Annotated in this window: 15 protein-coding genes; 5 read left to right on the forward strand and 10 right to left on the reverse strand. The window is 39.8% G+C overall.

The window, feature by feature from the left end; genetic code table 11:
- Window positions 1-30: 30 nt before the first annotated feature.
- From NSMS1_RS32155 to NSMS1_RS32190, 8 genes are all read right to left on the reverse strand, one after another.
- Window positions 31-956 (reverse strand): IS630 family transposase gene (locus tag NSMS1_RS32155; protein ID WP_224095535.1). Its coding sequence is split into 2 segments (ribosomal slippage): window positions 31-167 and window positions 167-956, totalling 927 coding nucleotides; the frame shifts between segments, so codons are not numbered across the junction.
- Between the two features lie 72 nt (window positions 957-1,028).
- Entirely contained in the window at window positions 1,029-2,483 is a 1,455-nt protein-coding gene (pglX, locus tag NSMS1_RS32160) for a BREX-1 system adenine-specific DNA-methyltransferase PglX (RefSeq protein WP_224095536.1), read from the reverse strand.
- A 423-nt stretch (window positions 2,484-2,906) separates the two neighbouring features.
- Window positions 2,907-3,365: a BREX-1 system adenine-specific DNA-methyltransferase PglX gene (locus NSMS1_RS32165; RefSeq protein ID WP_224095537.1), complete on the reverse strand. Its 459-nt coding sequence runs from the start codon at window positions 3,363-3,365 to the stop codon at window positions 2,907-2,909.
- Window positions 3,366-3,429: 64 nt separating this feature from the next.
- On the reverse strand, window positions 3,430-6,966 hold the full coding sequence (gene brxC / locus NSMS1_RS32170) for a BREX system P-loop protein BrxC (protein ID WP_224095538.1): 3,537 nt from the start codon (window positions 6,964-6,966) through the stop codon (window positions 3,430-3,432).
- Entirely contained in the window at window positions 6,963-7,556 is a 594-nt protein-coding gene (locus NSMS1_RS32175) for a DUF1788 domain-containing protein (protein WP_224095539.1), read from the reverse strand. Before NSMS1_RS32175 ends, brxC begins: the two co-directional genes overlap by 4 nt.
- A gap of 335 nt (window positions 7,557-7,891) precedes the next feature.
- Window positions 7,892-8,029, reverse strand: coding sequence for a hypothetical protein (locus tag NSMS1_RS32180; protein WP_224095540.1), 138 nt, complete (start codon window positions 8,027-8,029; stop codon window positions 7,892-7,894).
- Window positions 8,030-8,453: 424 nt separating this feature from the next.
- Entirely contained in the window at window positions 8,454-9,383 is a 930-nt protein-coding gene (locus NSMS1_RS32185; RefSeq protein ID WP_224095541.1) for a hypothetical protein, read from the reverse strand.
- A gap of 402 nt (window positions 9,384-9,785) precedes the next feature.
- Window positions 9,786-11,280, reverse strand: a protein-coding gene (locus NSMS1_RS32190) for a transposase (protein ID WP_224095446.1) whose coding sequence is annotated in 2 segments (ribosomal slippage) — window positions 9,786-10,592 and window positions 10,594-11,280 — 1,494 coding nt in all. Because the reading frame shifts where the segments join, the coding sequence is not laid out codon by codon here.
- 1,214 nt (window positions 11,281-12,494) lie between these two features.
- Here NSMS1_RS32190 and NSMS1_RS32195 point away from each other — a divergent pair.
- Window positions 12,495-12,839 carry an ArsR/SmtB family transcription factor gene (locus NSMS1_RS32195; protein ID WP_224095702.1) on the forward strand — a complete coding sequence of 115 codons (345 nt, stop codon included), beginning with the start codon at window positions 12,495-12,497 and terminating at the stop codon, window positions 12,837-12,839.
- Here NSMS1_RS32195 and NSMS1_RS32200 read toward each other — a convergent pair.
- Window positions 12,827-12,976 (reverse strand): hypothetical protein, encoded by a 150-nt coding sequence (locus tag NSMS1_RS32200; RefSeq protein WP_224095708.1) that lies wholly within the window; start codon window positions 12,974-12,976, stop codon window positions 12,827-12,829. The two genes, NSMS1_RS32195 and NSMS1_RS32200, sit on opposite strands and share 13 nt — an antisense overlap.
- On the opposite strand from NSMS1_RS32200, the gene NSMS1_RS32205 reads away from it, so the two are divergent.
- Window positions 12,911-13,843: an SRPBCC family protein gene (locus NSMS1_RS32205; protein ID WP_224095703.1), complete on the forward strand. Its 933-nt coding sequence runs from the start codon at window positions 12,911-12,913 to the stop codon at window positions 13,841-13,843. The two genes, NSMS1_RS32200 and NSMS1_RS32205, sit on opposite strands and share 66 nt — an antisense overlap.
- A gap of 243 nt (window positions 13,844-14,086) precedes the next feature.
- On the opposite strand, the gene NSMS1_RS32210 is transcribed toward NSMS1_RS32205, so the two are convergent.
- Window positions 14,087-15,454 carry a serine hydrolase gene (locus NSMS1_RS32210; protein WP_224095542.1) on the reverse strand — a complete coding sequence of 456 codons (1,368 nt, stop codon included), beginning with the start codon at window positions 15,452-15,454 and terminating at the stop codon, window positions 14,087-14,089.
- Between the two features lie 238 nt (window positions 15,455-15,692).
- Between NSMS1_RS32210 and NSMS1_RS32215 the strand changes: the two genes are divergently transcribed.
- The 3 genes from NSMS1_RS32215 to NSMS1_RS32225 all read left to right on the forward strand — a co-directional run bounded on the left by NSMS1_RS32215 (window position 15,693) and on the right by NSMS1_RS32225 (window position 19,188).
- Window positions 15,693-16,648, forward strand: a protein-coding gene (locus NSMS1_RS32215; RefSeq protein WP_263432530.1) for an IS630 family transposase whose coding sequence is annotated in 2 segments (ribosomal slippage) — window positions 15,693-16,035 and window positions 16,035-16,648 — 957 coding nt in all. Because the reading frame shifts where the segments join, the coding sequence is not laid out codon by codon here.
- Between the two features lie 139 nt (window positions 16,649-16,787).
- On the forward strand, window positions 16,788-17,660 hold the full coding sequence (locus NSMS1_RS32220; protein ID WP_224095543.1) for a hypothetical protein: 873 nt from the start codon (window positions 16,788-16,790) through the stop codon (window positions 17,658-17,660).
- Between the two features lie 487 nt (window positions 17,661-18,147).
- Window positions 18,148-19,188: a tyrosine-type recombinase/integrase gene (locus NSMS1_RS32225; protein WP_224095704.1), complete on the forward strand. Its 1,041-nt coding sequence runs from the start codon at window positions 18,148-18,150 to the stop codon at window positions 19,186-19,188.
- Window positions 19,189-19,223: the final 35 nt, after the last annotated feature.

A 19,223-nucleotide genomic window follows, 5' to 3' on the forward strand; every position in this document is an offset into this window, starting at 1 on the left:
AATTCATCCTCAAAACTTTGAGAAGCTAGTTCATTTTTTTTTCAGGTGTTGCCACTCCAATTCAATTGGATTCATCTCTGAGCAATATTTAGGTAAAAAGAAGATGTACAAACCCATCTCTTCCCACTTTGTCCATAATTGCTGAACTTCTTTGCACCGATGTATCAGGCGTTGTCCTGAACGATGACTCTGATACGACCTGCTTTTTGGGCTTCAAGTGCTTCAAGCTCCATCATTTGAATATAGGATTTGCGTGAAACGCCACCAATCACTAGACCGTACACAAAACTAATTAGGGGTTGAAGAAACCCAATAATACTTAACCTTCGACCCCGACGCTTACTCTGCTCCAGGCGTTTTTGCTGACCTCGGAAGTAGTAACTGTAACTGGGTTCACTCCAGGCACAAAACCCTGATTCATCCATATACTTTAAATCGATTTCTCCAGCAGCAGCAGATAATTCCAACATCTCTAAGTCTGCCTGTTTGATTTGCTGCAATACTTTGTCTTGCTTTCCTTTGTGGCTTTTTCTAGTTCGCTTCCAAATGACCCCCTTTTTTTTGAGTACCTGCCTTAACCAGTCAGGACTCAATTTCACGGAGCGTTCTTGCTCTAATTTTTGGGCTAATTGAACACTATTATATGTACGTGGTTCTTGCTCCAAGCATTTTTCTAAGAACGCCATGTCAGCTTCTGCCCACCTTGATTTTCCTCCCCGCCCTGCTTTCTCCCACAGTCCTTCTAGACCTTGTTTTTCCCATCTATGCAAAACTTCTCTTACTGTTTGGGCAGTCCAGTCAAAGTGATCTGCTATCTTCTCTACGTACCAACCATGTGCGCTTAATCTGATCACTTCGGCTCGGTCTTTCACTTTCTGGGGTACATCTGCCGTTCTCAGGTTGAACAAAATTTTATCTTGCTTAGGAGTCAGAAATACCCTTAAACGGCTGCCCATATCCCTGTTACCTTGGTAGACACATTTATGTATTTACTTATCTTTACACACTTTGGTTTTTTTCACCTTGTTCTACTTAGTATAATAATTACTGTTATTGAAATACCTTTGTTCTAGTTCCTCATTACTCGCCACACTTCCCTGTTTATCAAATAATCTCTTAAATACACCTAATCCATCCTGATAAACTTTTTTACGAATAACAAACGAACAACTACCAAAGTCTGAGCCAAAAACACCTCTACCATTATGCACTAAACTTTCTAAAAATGTTGTTTCTAGAATGGATTTACGCAAATCCTCAAAGCTGGACAAAAACATCCAGTTAGGTATGGTTAACATTGCCAATGAACCGTTAGCCACACACAATTCAATATTTTTCAGAATATAACAAGCATATAAATCACCTTTGCCAGCTTTATAGTTGTTATTTATAAATTTTTTAACCACATCATTAAACGAACCGTCGCCCATATAAGGCGGATTGGCAACCACAACCCAATACTTATTTCTCAAAAACTCCGCCTGCAATAATAATCCCCGCAAAGCTGGAACATACTCTCGAAATAGCGACTCACTCGCCTCTAAATTATCCAATTGCCATTGCAACTTTTCACTATCAAAAGGTGATGGAGTAATTAAACTTCCTAAATTCTCTGCATCCTTAAAAGCATCAACTAACGGTTGCCAATCTTCAGCATTTAATTCTGTAGCAGGTGGTAAAGTCTGACTATGGGTAGGACGCACCGCCGTAATATTCAAAGCCAGGGGTTTCCGCAAAATACGCGAATTTTTCGCGCGTGCTTTCATCAACACGGCAAAACTCGCTAACTGTGCTGCACGTTCATCAATATCTAAACCATACAAATTGTGCGTCAAAATCAGCGCCGGAATATCTCGTTCTAAATAACCTTGCTCTTTGTAAATTTCAAACAGCAAATCAAACGCATAAACTAATATATGACCGCTACCACAAGCAGGGTCTATCACAGTCAACTCTTGAGGCGTTAAAGCTGACGGTTTTTCACCCTGACTATTATCGTTAGGATTTTCCAAAAAGTAGGGCATATATTCACGTAAGCGTGATTCCGGGTGAGACTCTAACCACAACCGCCCTAGACTGTTCTCCACCATATACCGAACAATCCAGTGAGGGGTAAACAATTGCGTCGCTGCGGGAATATCTGCGGCTGCAACCTTAGACTTTGCCCCAATTACCTCATCCTTGCGTTCCGAAATATAAAACTGGTATAACCACCCTACAACCTCAATGGTCTGCCAGTCCTCCTCCGGTATCTCCTTCACCAACCGCCGTACAATCGAATCTTGATTTAACAAGTTCCCTGGCAAAAATAGCGCTTGATAGTTCTGGCGAGGGTCAAACAGTGCTGGAATCCCTTCGGCTAAGGCTTTAGACTGAGCTAACAGCAATCGACGGTAGAGAAACTCATCGGGATTAGGATCACGATTGGCAAAACTACGCCACTCATTGAGTGTATCCAAATCAAGCCCAGGTAAATCTCCCATTTCGGCAATAGAACTAGCATCCCTGTGATTTTACCCCCTGCGTGACCAAATTTTGAACCATAACGTGACTAAAAGTTAACGTAATTTCAAGCTTTTGAGCCAATCAATAACTTAGCTTTATGAATCAAATTATGTCCGCGTGTTTTAAATGTGAACCATAATACGACCAAAAGTTTTATTTTTAGATGTGGTAAAAAATGCCGAGCAAGACACACTAATTTAGTCGAAAATTTTAAACTTTCGGTCAAAATATAATTCAAAATGTCCACAATATGGTTCAAAAATATGTTTCGCCAAAAATTGAGTGATAAAGCGATCGCCTGAAATCTGAATTTTTATTTCTCTCTCATTACGGTACGGTACAAATGAACTATTTGACTATGTTCCTTGCTGTAATTAAGTTTTGAGTTTTTTGAACTCCATTTATAGCTTTGAACTATATGTTGTCCTAGTACAGAGTGAAGTATTTCGTGACCGTTTGGCTAAATTATCGTTCAAATCACAATCCCGTAACAAATCAGGGTCTACCAAATTGGGGTCGCTATTACTCAACACCCGCCCGATATATCCATTCACTTCCATAAACCGCAAGGCTGCGAAGCGGTTAAACCAGGTGTAGGCAATTTCATCTATTAACGCATCTATCGCCTGGGGTTGGCTTGAAGTTAGCGTTAAATCTTCTAAACGCTTCCGCAATTGATGATACTGCCTTGCTTCTGTGGTGTTTAGCGTTTGACCAGCTACCAGCAGTCCCCCCGCCACTGTCTGAGGTTCTGTAATGCTTTTGTGAGTAATACCAAATTGGGCAGCACGGGCTTTAACTTGTTCTCTTAAGTAACGACGCGCCCAAATAGCAAAGTTTTTGATAGCAGTGCGGTTCATAAGCTGATGAGGGAATGAGGTGATGCAATAACAGTAAGGAAATGATTGGTAAAACTAAGTAACATTACTCAAGACGAACGCGATTATTTTGTTGGATCTCATCCAATAGCGTTTTCCGCAACGCCTCTATATAAACATCCACATCTTGTAGTGTTTCTAGTAGGGGTTTAGGCGCAACTCTAGCTACTTGCACCGATACGATGGGTTTTACACAGGTAGCTTTGCCATTACTACCATTGTTCAATTGACGCTGGATGATTTCATTGGCTTGCTGATCTACTTTTTGCAGCAATTGTGGGAGGATGTTTTCTAGTTCACTTTGACGTGCGATCGCAGAATCGATGCTCGTGGGGACAAAGGCGATAACTTGCTCGATATCTTGGGTAATACTTGTCAGGTCTAGCTGGGCAGAAATGTCTTGATGAGCAGAAGTTACATACTCAGCTAATTTCTCCCGCATTGTCTGACTCTTAGTCTGCACTTGGTAGATTTGATTTGTTAACGTTTCCTGCACCTTATCCTTAACAGGTTTGAGCAGCATTGCTAATTCTGGAATCTTGGCAGTTGGGTCAGACATCGCCAAAATTTGTTTAACTGAATCTACCCGCTTGAGTAAATCAGGGTCGCTGATATGTCGCAGTTCTGGTTCTAAAGCTTTCAAGTCATTGCGGGCTTGCTGGAATAAGTTAACTTGAGTTTTGAAGAATGATCGCAATTTCTGCACATCCTCGATATGTTCTTCTATTTCATCCCGTCGCTGGAGAAATGTACGGAAAAACTCAGCCACACCCTTATTTGCTAAGAGGTCACGCAAGATAGCTAAGTTAGTACGCAGTAATTCAGCAAAGGGTAGCCCAGTTTCAGCTTGCGTCAACCAGCCTTCTAAATCTTTACAACGCTCATTGAAAGCATCTCTATAATATTCAAAAAGTAGCTGTGGATCGCTAGACAATTTGCCATTAAGTAAGTCGCTGGCCATATCTTTAGCAAACTTCAAACTTGCTGGATCAATTACATCAGCAAGCCGCACAGTATATTGATCCATTCCTTTGCGCGATCGCAACTGAGTAATCAGACCCTTTTCGCACAAATTAACATTAGCTTGGGCGTGTCTCAGTTCTAGTACACCTTTATTGGCTAGTTCCGCCATGACCCCCAAAGTATCAAATTCCGACCAACCATAGGGACGACTGCCAAATTTATCTATCAATGCTCGAATACTGACTTGGCGGTGAACACGGGCTTCTTCCATTAACCAAGTTCGCATTTCACTGTGAGCAGCAGCGTTGGCAGGTTGTCCGGTGATATCCTGTTCTTGAGTGTCACGAGTTAAAGCATTGGTCACTTGGTCTTCGTTTTCAAAACCGCTCGTCACATAACCAAGTTTCTGGTACACATTGCTTACTAAGTAATTCAGTCCCTCAGTTAGCACATTTCTAGCGTCTCGGTTACGGATTTCTAGCTTGCTCCCATAGGCAAATACATCCGCACTGCTAATCAGATCCTCCAAAATAACTTTCAAATCCTGACGACGCTTGCTATTTTCGTCTCCCCGTGCAATTAAAATTCTCTGTATGCTAGGACTGAGGTTGCCGCTATTTTTCAACCGTAAATACTCGTCTGTTTTAACTAAGGTGTTGAGGTCATCCAGCAGGCGTTGGTTATCAGGTAGCCGGACTAAGACTTCATAACCAGAACCAGTAGTTCCAATGCAGAAAGAATCTTCCTGCATGGCAGCATAAGTTTCGGCATAGGGGGTAACAATATGTAGAGTTAGGTCATTAGTTTGTTGCCCAAAAGTTTGTTCATCCAGCTTACGGTTAAATGGATATCTATGACGCTGGCTATATCGTAGTTCTTTATCAGTAAAAATAGAATCCCAGATAAGTTGTTGCAGTTCTTTAAGGACTTTTGCTGAATCAACTTGAGTATTTTTAATTTCCCTGCCAATGTCCTGTTCTTCATGGGTCAGGAAAATATATTCATCGCCATTGCGCTGAATGAGGGTTTGCCGTTCCAACCGCCCTAACGCCGCTTCTACTTGCTGCCGCAATGTCAGCTTGTCTTGGTCAATATTATTGAGGCTTAAAGTAGTCAAGTTATCTAAATTTGCCCGAATTTCCTTAAGATATTTGACCATAAACAGAGTTTTTAACAGGTCAATATCAAAAGGCTGTAATTGGGGATTTTGCGCCGCCTGAATAATTACCTGACTGATGATACCGTCTAAAAAACCTTCCACTGCCATATAAAAAGTGTGGAACGGAACTAGTACACCAAGGGCTTGTTCTGCTACTGCTTGAGCAGCTACCTGAAAAGCATCTAATAGCGATCGCTCTCCCGATGCTAAGTGCTTACCCGCAGAACCCATGATGCGAATTTGAGTAAAAACCTTCTGTAACAGGTTGAACTGGTAAGGGACAAAGGGATAAGCAGCAATAAAATCTTGGGCATTGCTATATCCCGGCATATCTGCACTATCCTGGGTAAAGGCTATTTGGTTTTTCAGGATAGCGACTTTATGGTTATACAAAGCTTCTAACCCATTCCGTGCAGCATCCGTTTTACCCAGCAGTCGCAACTTGATTACTTCATCTGTATTAGCAGAAGACAGATTCAATGGGCGATAAAAGCGACCGATAATTTTGGAAAAATCCTCACCTTTAATCTTGTTTTTGGTAATCTCATCCATTGCCTCTTGAGATGTCACTACTACCCAAGCTCGTCCCTGACAGTGAGTACCCAAATCTTCAACAACAGTCTGGAGGTTCAGCATCAGTTTGCTGTCTTCACCAATATACTGCCCTACTTCATCCACCATAAACACCAGATGATGCTTCGACCCTTTAGTGTCAAGATACTGCTTTACCATGCCAGCCAACTTCTCTGGGCTTAAGGTATAGTTCTGCTCACCTAAATCCAGCAATCGGTTAGCCGCCTCTGCACTCATACCTGTGCTAGTTTGTAATGCAGTAGCGATCGCATCTTGATAAAAGCCCCAAGCATCGCGGTTTTCTTTCCATTCCATCCCCGTTTCTGCCAAAAAAGCTTGTTGAAAAGCTTCATACTTGCCTTGGCGATCTAGTTGACGTTCAAACTCAGCAATAGCTGGAACTGTTCCAAAGTAGCCTAAATGCTCATCAAAGACTTTTTGGAAGACTTTAGTAATGCTTTCTTTATCGTTTTTATTATTAGCATCAGCTTTAGAGTCAATGTTAAATAGAATGACATCACAAGAACTACGTGCTGTCTGCTCTATTTTGGCAAGCAACATTGGATCTGGTATACGCTTTGCATCAAAGTAATCTAAAGCACAATTATTTCCTAATTGGCGATTAGCTAATAGGTAAGAAAGAATCTTTAAAAAGTGCGACTTCCCTGAACCAAAGAACCCTGAAATCCATACCCCCATTTTGTCAGTAGGATTGACCAAAGCACTAGTGTAGCGATCAAAGAAAGTACGAAAGTGTTTATCTAATTCGTAGGTAACAACATACTCTTCCAATTCCTGACGGATATTTTCGCTGTCCTGCTGTCCTACTTTAATTACGCCATTGATGTTGCGGTGGATGTTTTTGTGGAAGAGTTCAGCGATATTCATAGGTGGTGTTCTTGGTGGGGAATTAGAGGAAAAGCTCGGTAGTAGTTGTCGTCTTTAAACGTGTCGAACAAGCGTAGTTCATGCCCATCATAAGAGCCAGGGAAGAACATGACTAAGGGAATTTTGTCTAGCACTGGATGTAGGTTGTTTAAAATACTGTGCGATCGCAAAAGCGTCCAGCTAGCGCCAACTCCTGTCATTAGCAAAAGCTGTTCATTCCCTGTAAGTTTCTTCTGGATGTAGCCAATAACCTGGTCAGGTCGAACAAGGGGGGCAATAGTTTTTGCTAGAGCAGCGTTTCCCTTAGCTGCTTCCAACTCAAAAGCCCTTGATAGTACCCGTCGTTCTTCCAGAATGTCGAGGATAGTCTTATAAAGGTCAATTTCTAGCAAAATAATTTCACTGGGCGGACTTATTAATTGCGACTTCAGGCGCTCAATGTATCGCTGTACCAGTGGTTCATATTCCGCATCATAATCAAAAATATAAAAGCCAATTTCGTTACCAATACCACGGTTACTGAGTAAGCGTGCATCTTGCAGCTTCGGTAGTAGTGCATCTAGGCGTTGGTTAATAGTCAATGTGACCATTATTGCCTATTAACTCATAGCTAAATTTGTTGTGTTAGGGTGCTGCTTCATATATATATATTAAAATACATCCTTAATATTTTTCGTTAAGGATAACCGATGGATTGTCACATATTAGATAGTAAATATACGTAATTGACAACAATACTGTTTAACTAAAATTAAATACTTCTGCTTACGCCCATTTAGTTTTATAACACATATAATAAACGTTTATTTCAACGATATCTGAACTTAATTGAGCATATATGTCACTTAAAAGATAAAGTGACCGTTTTTAAAGTAAAAAGTGACCGCAGAACAGAACCGATTAAAAAAAGTGTATTTGAAAGAAATTAATGCGACTCTTTGTAAAGTATGGCAAAAGTATAGTCTACAACTAGCCGTAGCTTGACGGCAAACAAATCAGCAGATAGTTCTCCTGCGAATATTTCTTCTCTGGAAATACAGGTTTTAAAGGCTGATGGCAGCATAGTAGTAGTTAATCTATTGACAGTTTGTCATTGGTGGTTAATAGCTGACAGTTCATGTCAACCGTCAACAACTAAGAATTTTTAACTATACAATTTATTAGTTGAACTATTATATACAATATATCTGTGCTATACCACTGATCTATATCACAGACTTTGAACATTTTTGATATGCGTTACAGAAATGCGTCAAAGCCAGCATTAGATTAGTGATTCTAAAGAAACAGACCATTTACATTTTTGGGAACAACCTACGTAAATACCCTTGTAACTTTTGCAGGCGATCGCTATTGTCGTTTCTTTGAAGTAATGTCTTATCAGGACTCTGGCTGTACTAAATTAACATCATTGGAGACGCAATAACTCAATCTCATTACCAAGAATATAATTATACCCAGCAACAGCAACAAAATAGAGCAAATATTCATAATTTTTTCTCAATGTCATCAGCAGATTTACTATTTGGCTGATAATATATACAATTCTTAGCTACATGTGGTTTGCAAGTTTTTTTACGAATTGTGCAATATACTACAGTATCTACTACATCTTTGCGAACATTCTTTCTGTGATGCCGACAAAGAAAGCAGTTGTCTTTTGGTAGAGATGCTGCTAACTCTTTTAGAAGGTCTTTATTCTTACTTTGCTTAAGATCATCTATATCAGTTTCTGTATTTTTACTATTCTTTACAGATGCCTGAAAACATTGTCCAGTGCATAGATTTTTTATCTGTTCTCTTCTAAAATTGAAAAATTTTACCTTCCTGCTTTCTATTAATAGCTTTGTTTTAATAATCTCAATATCCTCTTCAGATTTAATATCTATCTCAATAATCCGGCTTTTTGAATAAATCTTATTTAGACTAGATTTATGGTTTACAGCTATTTCAACATATATTTTATCTCCTTTCTCGTTAGTCAGTAGTAAATCTGGTATAAAGGAATCATCTTTCGATTCTAATTTTACATTCTTAAAATATTGAGTTAAATCAAAACTTTGAATATTATTTATAGGTTTGCAAACATTTAGAAATTGCTGATTAAACTTGCACCTAATTATAGTTAAAATCTTTATCAAAAAAGGTGAATTTTCTCTAAGGCAATTATTATATATATCGTAAAATGTATTCTTCGCTAACTTATGTAAATAAGTTTCGGGAGAACATTGAACCTCAATATCTGGTTTATGGCGAAAATGTTTTCTGTTTTTTTCTCCTAAAACTGGGATCAGAATATTACTGCATGAAATACACTTATATATTTGCCTTCTCACTTGTGCATTTGCAATTAGAGTGGCAGCATTTACTGTTTCTCCATCTGAATTAATCGCATATTGATACTTGATAACTTGCATAAAAAGTTTACAAGTAAGTTTATAAATTTGGCTGTTAAAAATGTAACATCTAGATTTGCCTGCGACAAGTAAGCCTTACTGTCCATTAAACAATTATTTGTCAATTTTAAGTAATTACTGTCAAGCGGTGAAAGAGGCTCTCAAGCTTATACATCATGGATGTTACGCTTTTTGCTGTTCTTATGTCCTTTGGAAACTTTTAAATAATTAAATGCCTTTTCTCTAAAAACTGACTTCTCAAAATTTAAATAATTAAACGCCTTTTCTTGAAAAAGTCTCCATAGACTACTGAGTTTTCCCATTATTTCATAGAGCGATGGGCTTACGCCCCGCATTCAAGCGATTGCTCTATGCAGGCGGTTACGCCCGGATAGCTCGTATAAGCTAGTGTGGTAAAACTTACTAGAGAAGACGACTCTCTAAATTAGCCAAGTAACCCTTGGGGTCTCGGCGAAATCGATACTGTTCAATTCTGGCTTTGTGGTGTTTTTGCAATTGAGAGCGTAATTCGAGCCAAGTAACGATATCAACTTGTGCTAAATCAGATGCGGTAAAAGAACGAAGTTTAGTAGCAATGGCACAAGCAAGTTTGACAGAGCCACGAATAACAAGGGATGAGGGAGCAACCTTACGACCAGTACAACGACGTTGATGATGACGTAGCATACCAAAAGCGTGTTCTAAGTCATTATTAGTTCTAGGAAAATCTTCAATTTCGTAACAATGAAAAAGTCCAGACCAGTAGTTATTGGTGGTTTTTATAAAGTTATCGATTGCGGTGTTCAATGTGCCAGCTTTCTGCTTTTGTTGGGACATTTGAGTTAACAGTTGCTGATAACTTTGTTTGACACCAGCAGCATCAAGACCTATTTTATTATTGAGAATATTACTAGCTTTATCAACCCACCCATATGCAACCCTCACAGGTGAAAATAAAGATGCAGTCGCAGATAATCCCTTAGCTAGAAGGTGTTTTAGATTGACTAAAGGTGGTGGTAAAGCACTTCTTTTTTCCATCCGTTCTAAGCTTTGTTCTATCAAAGTCAAATTTTCTTGTAACTTTAACCCTGATGCTTCTAAGGGTGGATGACCATCATTGGTTATAGAACTACGGACTGCCGAGCAATAATCTTCAATAATAGTCACCAAATCCTGATCTTCATTGGTAACACTACGTTCAATTTCTCGTAATCCTCTAACTTTTTTTTTTCAATTCCTTTTTTGCATGTCTATCCGCCTCATATATGGGTTTAATAGCTTCTTTCAGGTAATGGTAATGACATAAACCATGAGCAATACTAGGTAATGCTAACCCAACAGCTTTGCGAATTGATTGTTGCCCATCACTAACAACTCCATCAATTGGTACATTTAGGCTATTAGTTACTTCTAGTAATAGCGTCACTAAATCTTCATTTCTTGATGATAATAAGGTTTTAGCAAGTAAGATTTCTCCAGATAAGCAATCTCGAATTACCCATAATACCTCATGTCCAATTTCTGGCTGCATCCCGTCGATCGCTAATATTACCCGTCCTTGATTAGCCATTATGGCTTTTAACCTAGTGTGGTCTTTTAACCATAAAGAAAGTAACTCGTCATATCTGTCAATTAAGTGCGTGACCGTTCGTTGACTTATACATATACCTTTTAATTCAAGGTGAGCGTGTATTTGGGGAACGCTTCTATGTTCCTGATAGCGTAATGCTCCTATATAAGCAATCACATCCAAACCAAATTCGTTTTGTGGTAGAGCTAAAGAACCTTCTTGCTCTGGTCGATACACTTTTTTGTACAAGAAACATGACTTATTTTGACATCGACGAATTTTTAGCTGTAATTCTACTACCCCATTTAACGTTCTTATATGTCGAGGATTATTGTATTCATTCCACATTGCTTGACCGCACGATGGGCATTTTTTTTGAATACAATCGAGTACTTTAAACGATGTTGCCTCTGGTTTTAGACTTTTTCTTGCCAAGTTTTTGCGCCATTATTTCGCTACAAGGTCAAGATTACAGCATTTCCGCTCTTCTCTAGTAAGTTTTACCACGCTAGCGTATAAGCTTGCTCAAATTATAGTTGAAGATGCTGGCTGTTTAAGTATTTCACGATTTAACTGAAAAATTCGGGTAGATAATGAGGCTCGTTTTTATGAGTGAAGGGACAGTAATTCTTTAAAACTGGAATTTGAGGAGCTAGAGCATAACTCTAATTGCAAAAGACCCAAAAAGCCGAGTGACCTAGACATTACCTAGATATTACCTAGAGAAGAAATTTCAGCTAAGTTAGTTAGCTTAAAAATATACAGTTTATTAAATTAAAAATTTGTCTAGGTAAAACAAGCTTAAGACGTTATCTAAAAACAAATTTATTTACCTAGACAATACCTATATACTACGGATAATAAACATTTTACTGACTCAATTCATACATCAAGCTGAGTAAAACAAACCTCTAAACGATAAAATGTTAATTCTGTCGCGCTCACCAGAACGTAGCCAAAAACTGCCACCATGTTTGCAGTCGTAACTTACCTAGACGATAAGTGAACTTTACCTAGATGCGAACTCAAGCAAGGCAAAGCGTACAGATTAATACGTTTTGTAAACGATTAACCGAAATGCAGAGACTAATGCTAGTGAACAGTTAATATAAGGTATGGGCTAGAACTATAGGTAAACGCTCACGCATATCCCCTACATTCCCCGTAAAGACTTTGAGTTATTTCAATAAGTCAGCAACGGACACTAGATGTCTGAAAATTGCGGTTGTCAAAAATTCCTGGTTTTAATCGTAGTTTATATCGGATAAAAGATAAGGGTATCTTATTTTTTATTGGCGAGATTTGTAGCATATGTCACATAAATAATACAATTTGAAGATTGATTAGCATGATCGCTGCGTATTCAATAATTCATGTTTTGTGATGATTTATTGTCATTAAACTGAAACTATTGAGAATCAAAAGAGGAAAAACTATTACTCTTGAAAGATTTAACAAGCTTGAGAAAATAAATTGAGATTAAATCTTGACAATTAGGACTAGTACATTTAACCTAATAGTTAATTAACTAAAAGGTTAAATACATCCAAATTTGAATGTCCATTGATCAATTGAGTATTACCTTTGCTGCGCTTGCCGATCCAACTCGACGGGCAATCTTGGCTCATCTAGCTCAGGGCGAAGCATCGGTAACAGAACTAGCCCAACCTTTTGAAATGAGCCTACCCGCCATTTCTAAACATCTCAAAGTGCTAGAGCGTGCTGGATTGATCACAAGAGGTCGAGATGCTCAGTGGCGACCCTGCCGATTAGAGGCAGAACATCTGAAGGAGGCAGCCGATTGGATTGAACAATATCGCCAATTCTGGGAGCAAAATTTGGATCGTCTCGACGAGTATCTACAACAGTTGCAAGCATCCGAAAACAAAAGCGATCACCAATCATAACAGGCGATCGCTCTATCCCAAGGAGAAACAAAATGTCCCAACAAAGCGACTCCCAAAATGAACGCGAGATTGTGATCACCCGTGTTTTCAATGCGCCAAGAGAATTGGTATGGAAGGTGTGGACTGATCCAAAACATGTGGAGCAATGGTGGGGGCCAAAAGGTTTTACAACGCGCGTGATAGAGATGGATTTACGTCCGGGTGGACAATGGCATTTTGTCATGATTGGAGCAGACGGCACACAGTACCCATGTAAAGGAATTTTTCAGGAAGTTGTACCCCAAGAGCGGATTGTCGCCACTGACGAATTTGATGAAGGCTTTGAAAAAGTAATCAACGTTGACTTACCACAAACAATGGTGACAACAACGATTTTTTCAGAAGAACAAGGCAAGACCAAACTCACTATGGTGATTGTGCATCAGTCTGCCGATGATCGTCGCAAGCATGAACAGATGGGTGTTATCGCGGGATGGAACTCTAGCTTCGATTGCCTGGAGGAGTTTTTAGCAAAGATAGTGGTAAATCAAGGTCACAGGTTAACGTTGACATTGCCATCAGACAGAGAAATTGTTGTTGAGCGTGTGTTTAATGCCCCACGCCAACTCGTGTTTGAGGCATGGACGCAACCATTTCACGTAAAACGTTGGTTTGGAGGCTGTAGCAGTATGACAATGACCCTGTGTGAAATTGACTTACGTGCCGGTGGTAGTTGGCGCTATGTCTTATATGATTCTGGCAATGGCATCGAACATGCCTTTTCAGGAGAGTACCGTGAGATTGTGCCACCAGAACGATTAGTTGCCACTGAACGCTATGAAGGAGTTGCGGATAGCGACCACCTCAATACGTTAACTTTAACTGAAAATGATGGAAAAACGACGCTGCACATTCACATTCAGCATTCGTCTGGGGAGCAGCGTGATGGACATCTGCAATCTGGTATGGAAGTGGGGATGAACCAGACTCTTAACCGTCTCGAAGAAATTCTGCAATCAATCTGATAAAGTGATGAACTAATTGTTTTTGCTCAATCACGGCGTTTCGATCTGCACCCGTACCGTACAATCGGTGAGGAAGAATCTTATACCATTTCACGAAAAATATGATACAGATGTAAACCTTGAAAGCCTTGCTGCATCTAATTTCTTAAATTGCGTTAGCGGTAGCGGGGCGTTTAGCTCATTGCGAATTGCGAATTGCGAATTGGTATTAGCCCTGGTATAAACTTCTATGAAGACCTAGCTCTAATTGACTCTAGATGCCATACGCTCTCCACCACCGCGATCTAGTTCACCTTGATGTAGAATTACACTTGATGCGTTGCCTGTCTCATCTATTAAGAATGTGCGTTGAGCGTTGATCACTTTCAAAAAAAACTTAGTTGAGGATTCAGGAAACATTTCAACTGGTTCTCCTCCAACCCATTGAGTAAAGATGCGATTGGACTGTTTTGTAACGGTCATGACCAATCCTGACTCTAGCTCATATTGCCCTATGTAGGCATCATAAATGGCAGGGTCAAGTTCAATCACTTGTCGTTGCTGAGGCAAATCGTAAGGTTTACCAAACAAAATAGCAGCTAAATCATTGGCAATAGGTACAACTGGTGTTACTACTGCTGCGTCAATGTTAGTCAGCACAATAATAGAAATTTGCTCATCTGGATATCTAGCAATGCGAGTGCTGAAGCCATCAATCCCGCCACCAGTATACAGAAGTTTACGTTCCAAGTGGGTACAGATAATTCCGCCATAACCGTGATAAAAACCTTTGCCATCCTCTTTTTCCAGAATCACGACCTGTGGTGTGAACATCATTTCTCTGGATTTAGCACTCAATACTGCATCGGTATAAAGCCCTTGTTCCCACTTATAAAGGTCTTCAATGGTTGAGTACATTCCTCCAGCACCCGATGGCCATGACATATCGACAAAATCTGCATTTTCATAGGTAACACCAGAGAAAACATAGCCCGATGCTCGATGGGATAAAATCACCTCTTGCCGATCATAGCCTGAGTCAACCATTCCTAAAGGCTCAAGAATCCTCTGTTGCAGATAATCGGCGTAGACCTGACCGGAGACTGTTTCAATAATCTTGGTGAGTAGCACGTAGCCAGAGTTGGTGTAGCAGTAGCGTTCACCTGGCGTAAACTTTAGTGGTTCACTACTAAACCGGGCAATCAAATCATCCAAGGTAACTTTGATTTTCGTTATCTGAAAGAAGTTATCAAGCTCAGTGAAGCTAGGAATCCCACAAGTGTGGTTGAGGAGTTGATGGATGGTGATTTGTTCGCCATTAGGGTAGTCGGGCAGATAAGTTGAAATCTTTTGATGCACCGATAGCAAACCTTGCTCCTGAAGTTGCAAAATTGCTGTGGCGGTGAACTGCTTGGTAATCGAACCAATGCGGAACTTTGTCAATGGTGTATTTGGAACATCATGTTCCAGGTTAGCCATGCCGTAGCCTGCACTCAACAGTACTTCACCTGCACGGGCTACCAATACTGCTCCCATGAAGTAGCCATTTGCCAGACATGCTTGAAGATAAGCTCTCATCTCGTCGGCAATAGTATGATTACTAGACGGTGACTGGCTTGGTTGCTCGTTCATGAACACTCATGCTCGATTATGACTCAAAAATTATATCTAACTTTTCACAGATATCTAGAAACCTGATAAAAAGCGCAGTACACCTTTGAGCCAGAGCGTGTAATCTCAACACAGACAACCGCAACTGAGCAACTTCCTTGGTCGGTATTAGCTATCTCAATAAATTTATATATAGCGTTTACCAGTCTAATGAAGTACAGTAATTAAAATAAATCAGTGTATCTACTCAAGGGTAAAAATGAAACCATATTCCCTGGACTTTCGCCAAAAAATATTTGATACATACTTGTCAGGTGGAATATCACAACGTCAATTAGCAAACAAATTTTGTGTCAGTTTAGGTTTTATTGAGAAATTACTAAAGCAATATAGAGAAACAGCAAGTATCGCTCCTAAAGTTAGGACAAAACAAACTCCTCCAAAGCTCAACGAAGAACAAATTAAGATTCTGGAAGAAATAGTCGAAGCTAAGAATGATTCGACTTTATCAGAAATCCGCTTCATTCTCAAAGAAAAAACAGGAATAACAGTTGGTATATCTACGGTAGACAGGATGTTACAGAGGAGAGAAATAAGCCTTAAAAAAAAACATTGCACGCTGACGAAAAAGAAACTGAAAGAGTTCAATTATTAAGGGTACAGTTCTGGCTTCAACTTCATGGGATACCAGAGGAAAACCTTGTCTTTCTTGACGAAGCCGGAGCTAATCTATCTTTAATAAGACACTCCGCCCGTTCTAAAAAAGGTAAAAGAGCGCATGGGTCACGACCTCAAAAACGCTGTAAAAATGTTTCCATAATTGGAGCGATTGCTCTTAAAGGCGTGATTAGTCAATATAGTATTTTAGGAGCATCTGACGGGCTGACATTTGAGGCTTATATTTCTCAAAAATTAGTTCCTCTTCTGTGGGAAGGCGCTTGTGTAATCATGGATAATTGTTCAATTCATAAAGGTGGAGATATTGAGAAATTAATCGAAGCTGCTGGAGCTAAATTGATTTATTTGCCACCATATTCGCCGGATTTTTCACCAATTGAAAACTGTTGGTCAAAAATTAAAAATTTACTACGTTCTATTGGAGCTAGAAGTTATCCAGACTTAGCAAAAGCAATTGAAAGTGCTTTTAATCAAGTTTCGTTAAATGATATTTATAATTGGTTTACCCATTCTTGTTACTGTACTTCACCAGACTGAGAAACGCTATAAGTCAGTTTTGGAATTGAATTTAAAAAATAATCTTTTACTTTACGATAATTAAAGTATCTATATTATTCACAGTAAATCCCACTATCTAATACATGGATGTATATCTTTACCAAAGTGGCAATAATCCATGACTGATAAAACTCAATACTTGTTGGAATTAATAAAACGCAATATCAAACCGTATATCGCTTACCCAAAAACAAAAGCTGTAATGGTTACAGGCTCGGTTGCAGAAGGGTTGTGTGATGAATACTCCGATTGCGATGTGATGCTGTATTATGATGAGTTGCCATCTTTACAAGAGTTGCTCCTCTGTCGTCAGCAAAATCATGGTGCAGAGTTAATCGAAATTTTGGGCGATCCAAAACAGGGTGCATTTGGTGAAACTTTCTTTGTCAACGGAGTTGAATGTCAGTTTGCTCATGCGACGATCGCACAATGGGAAAAAGAAATTTCATCTGTCTTGGAGGAGTTTGATATTCAATCTCCGATCATCAAAGGGATGTCAGGGACACTGGTCGCAATCCCATTGTATGGCGAAACACTCATTGAGCAGTGGAAAGCTAAAATTGCGAATTATCCAGATGGACTCGCACAAAAGATGGTCGAGCATTATCTCAAGTTTTTTCCAATTTGGGGAATACAGTCCAAGCTGGCAAATAGGGATACGACACTCTGGTACTACCAAATCCTGGTTGAATTAGCACAAAATCTTCTAGGTGTACTGTCTGGATTGAATCGCTTGTATTACTCAACTTTTCAATTCAAGCGGATGAGCAGATTTATTGAGCAAATGAAGATTGCTCCTGTTAATCTTGCCTCTCGTCTCGAAGGCTTGTTTCGTCACCCAGCTTCTTTTTGTGTCAATGAACTTGAAGCATTAGTTCGAGAAACCGTAGAGCTTGTAGAAATCCATATGCCAAGAGTAAATACTTCCGAAGCAAGACGGAGATTAGGGTGGAGACAGCAGCCGTGGAAACTGGAGCAATTAGATCAGTGAGTAATTCCCACTAACATCCGTACTTTACAATGTGTCCCAATTTCCGTGTTCTCAGTTGTCTCTCTGGTAGGCACAACCGTGCAACAGCAATGCACAGAATTTGCTCCTACAAATCTTATTAATTAAACATTTTGGCTTGTTCATCAAAATCTTTATTATTACTATTTCTTACTTATGCTCATTATCATCAGTAAATAGCTCAGAACTTTTTTAAATCTATTACTATTATCAAGGGATAAACTTTTGCTCTACCTCTAAAACCTGAAAATACCAAATTAACTGATTATTCTCCACCGATGAACTGTCCGATTATGGCGGCTTAATACGGACAGTTAACTTAACCAAACTTTGTAAATATTTCTAACAGTTCGGGTGAACATCAAGATTTATCAGCATTTTGGCGATGAGGTAAACAGATTTTACCTTCAGTCACGTACAATGCTTGGGTATTAGTTCCACAGTGCAACAAAGGGCGATCGCACTTGACATGGTAAACAATCCTCAGCTTGACAACCTACCGCCAATCAAGTTGATCCACATTCAGGATCAAGCGCCATCAACTGTAGAAGGAAAATCTAGAAGCAGGGAAAGAAAAATATCTTTACCCACAGATATACGCTGGATCAAGGTGCTGGAGTTTCTTCGTAGCACCAACCTCGCACCTAATAGTCGGAAATTGTACGAACGCGAACTAAAGCGATTCTTGGGATGGACGCAACTGCACTATCACGAACTACGCCCACGTCACCTGGGACTGTACAAGGAATATCTGCGGGATGAAGTGAAAACTGATGCAGGAAAACCCCTGTCAAAAGCGAGTATCAATGCGGGGGTTGCTGCACTCAAAAGCTTTTTTAATTGGATGTGCTACACGTATCCAGATATAATCGCTACTAATCCCACACTGGGGATAAAGCTAGAAAAAGTACCACTGCCACCAGCCCAAAGTTTAACTGATGAACAGATGGAGCGAGTGTGGTCAGCTTTAGAATTGTTGGGAGAGACAAAAGGGCGCGATACAGCACTTGTCCACATACTTAGTCACGGACTCCGCGCCGGAGAAATTGTACAGCTAAATGTTGGTTCTTTTGATGGCAAGCTGCTGTTCTTGCCTGATACTAAAACGAATGAACCACGATTAGTACCATTGCGAAAAGAAAGCCGTGAAGTCCTGGAAGAATATTTGCGATCGCGCAGCGAACAGGGTAAAGAACTCAATAGCCTCACTCCGTTGATGATTTCACACCATGCTTCATACAAAGGCGATCGCTTGAGCTATCATGGCATTTATTTTGCGGTAGAAAAAATTGGTGAACTAGCTGGCATTGAAGATTTACACCCCCACCAGTTCCGTCATACATACGCCACAGACTTATTGCTGTTGGGCGTTGACCCCAGCCATGCGCGGAAATTGACCGGGCATCAAAGCGAGAAGGCGTTCCGGCGTTATACTTTGCGTAGTGAGCAAGAGGCGGCGATCGCTGCTTATTATCGTGCAATAGGGGAGGAGCCAGAAAAGGAGTCGTAAGCAAAAATGAAAGAGCAACTAACTTGTTATCCTTG

It is taken from the genome of Nostoc sp. MS1, from assembly GCF_019976755.1.
Classification (GTDB): Bacteria; Cyanobacteriota; Cyanobacteriia; order Cyanobacteriales; family Nostocaceae; genus Trichormus.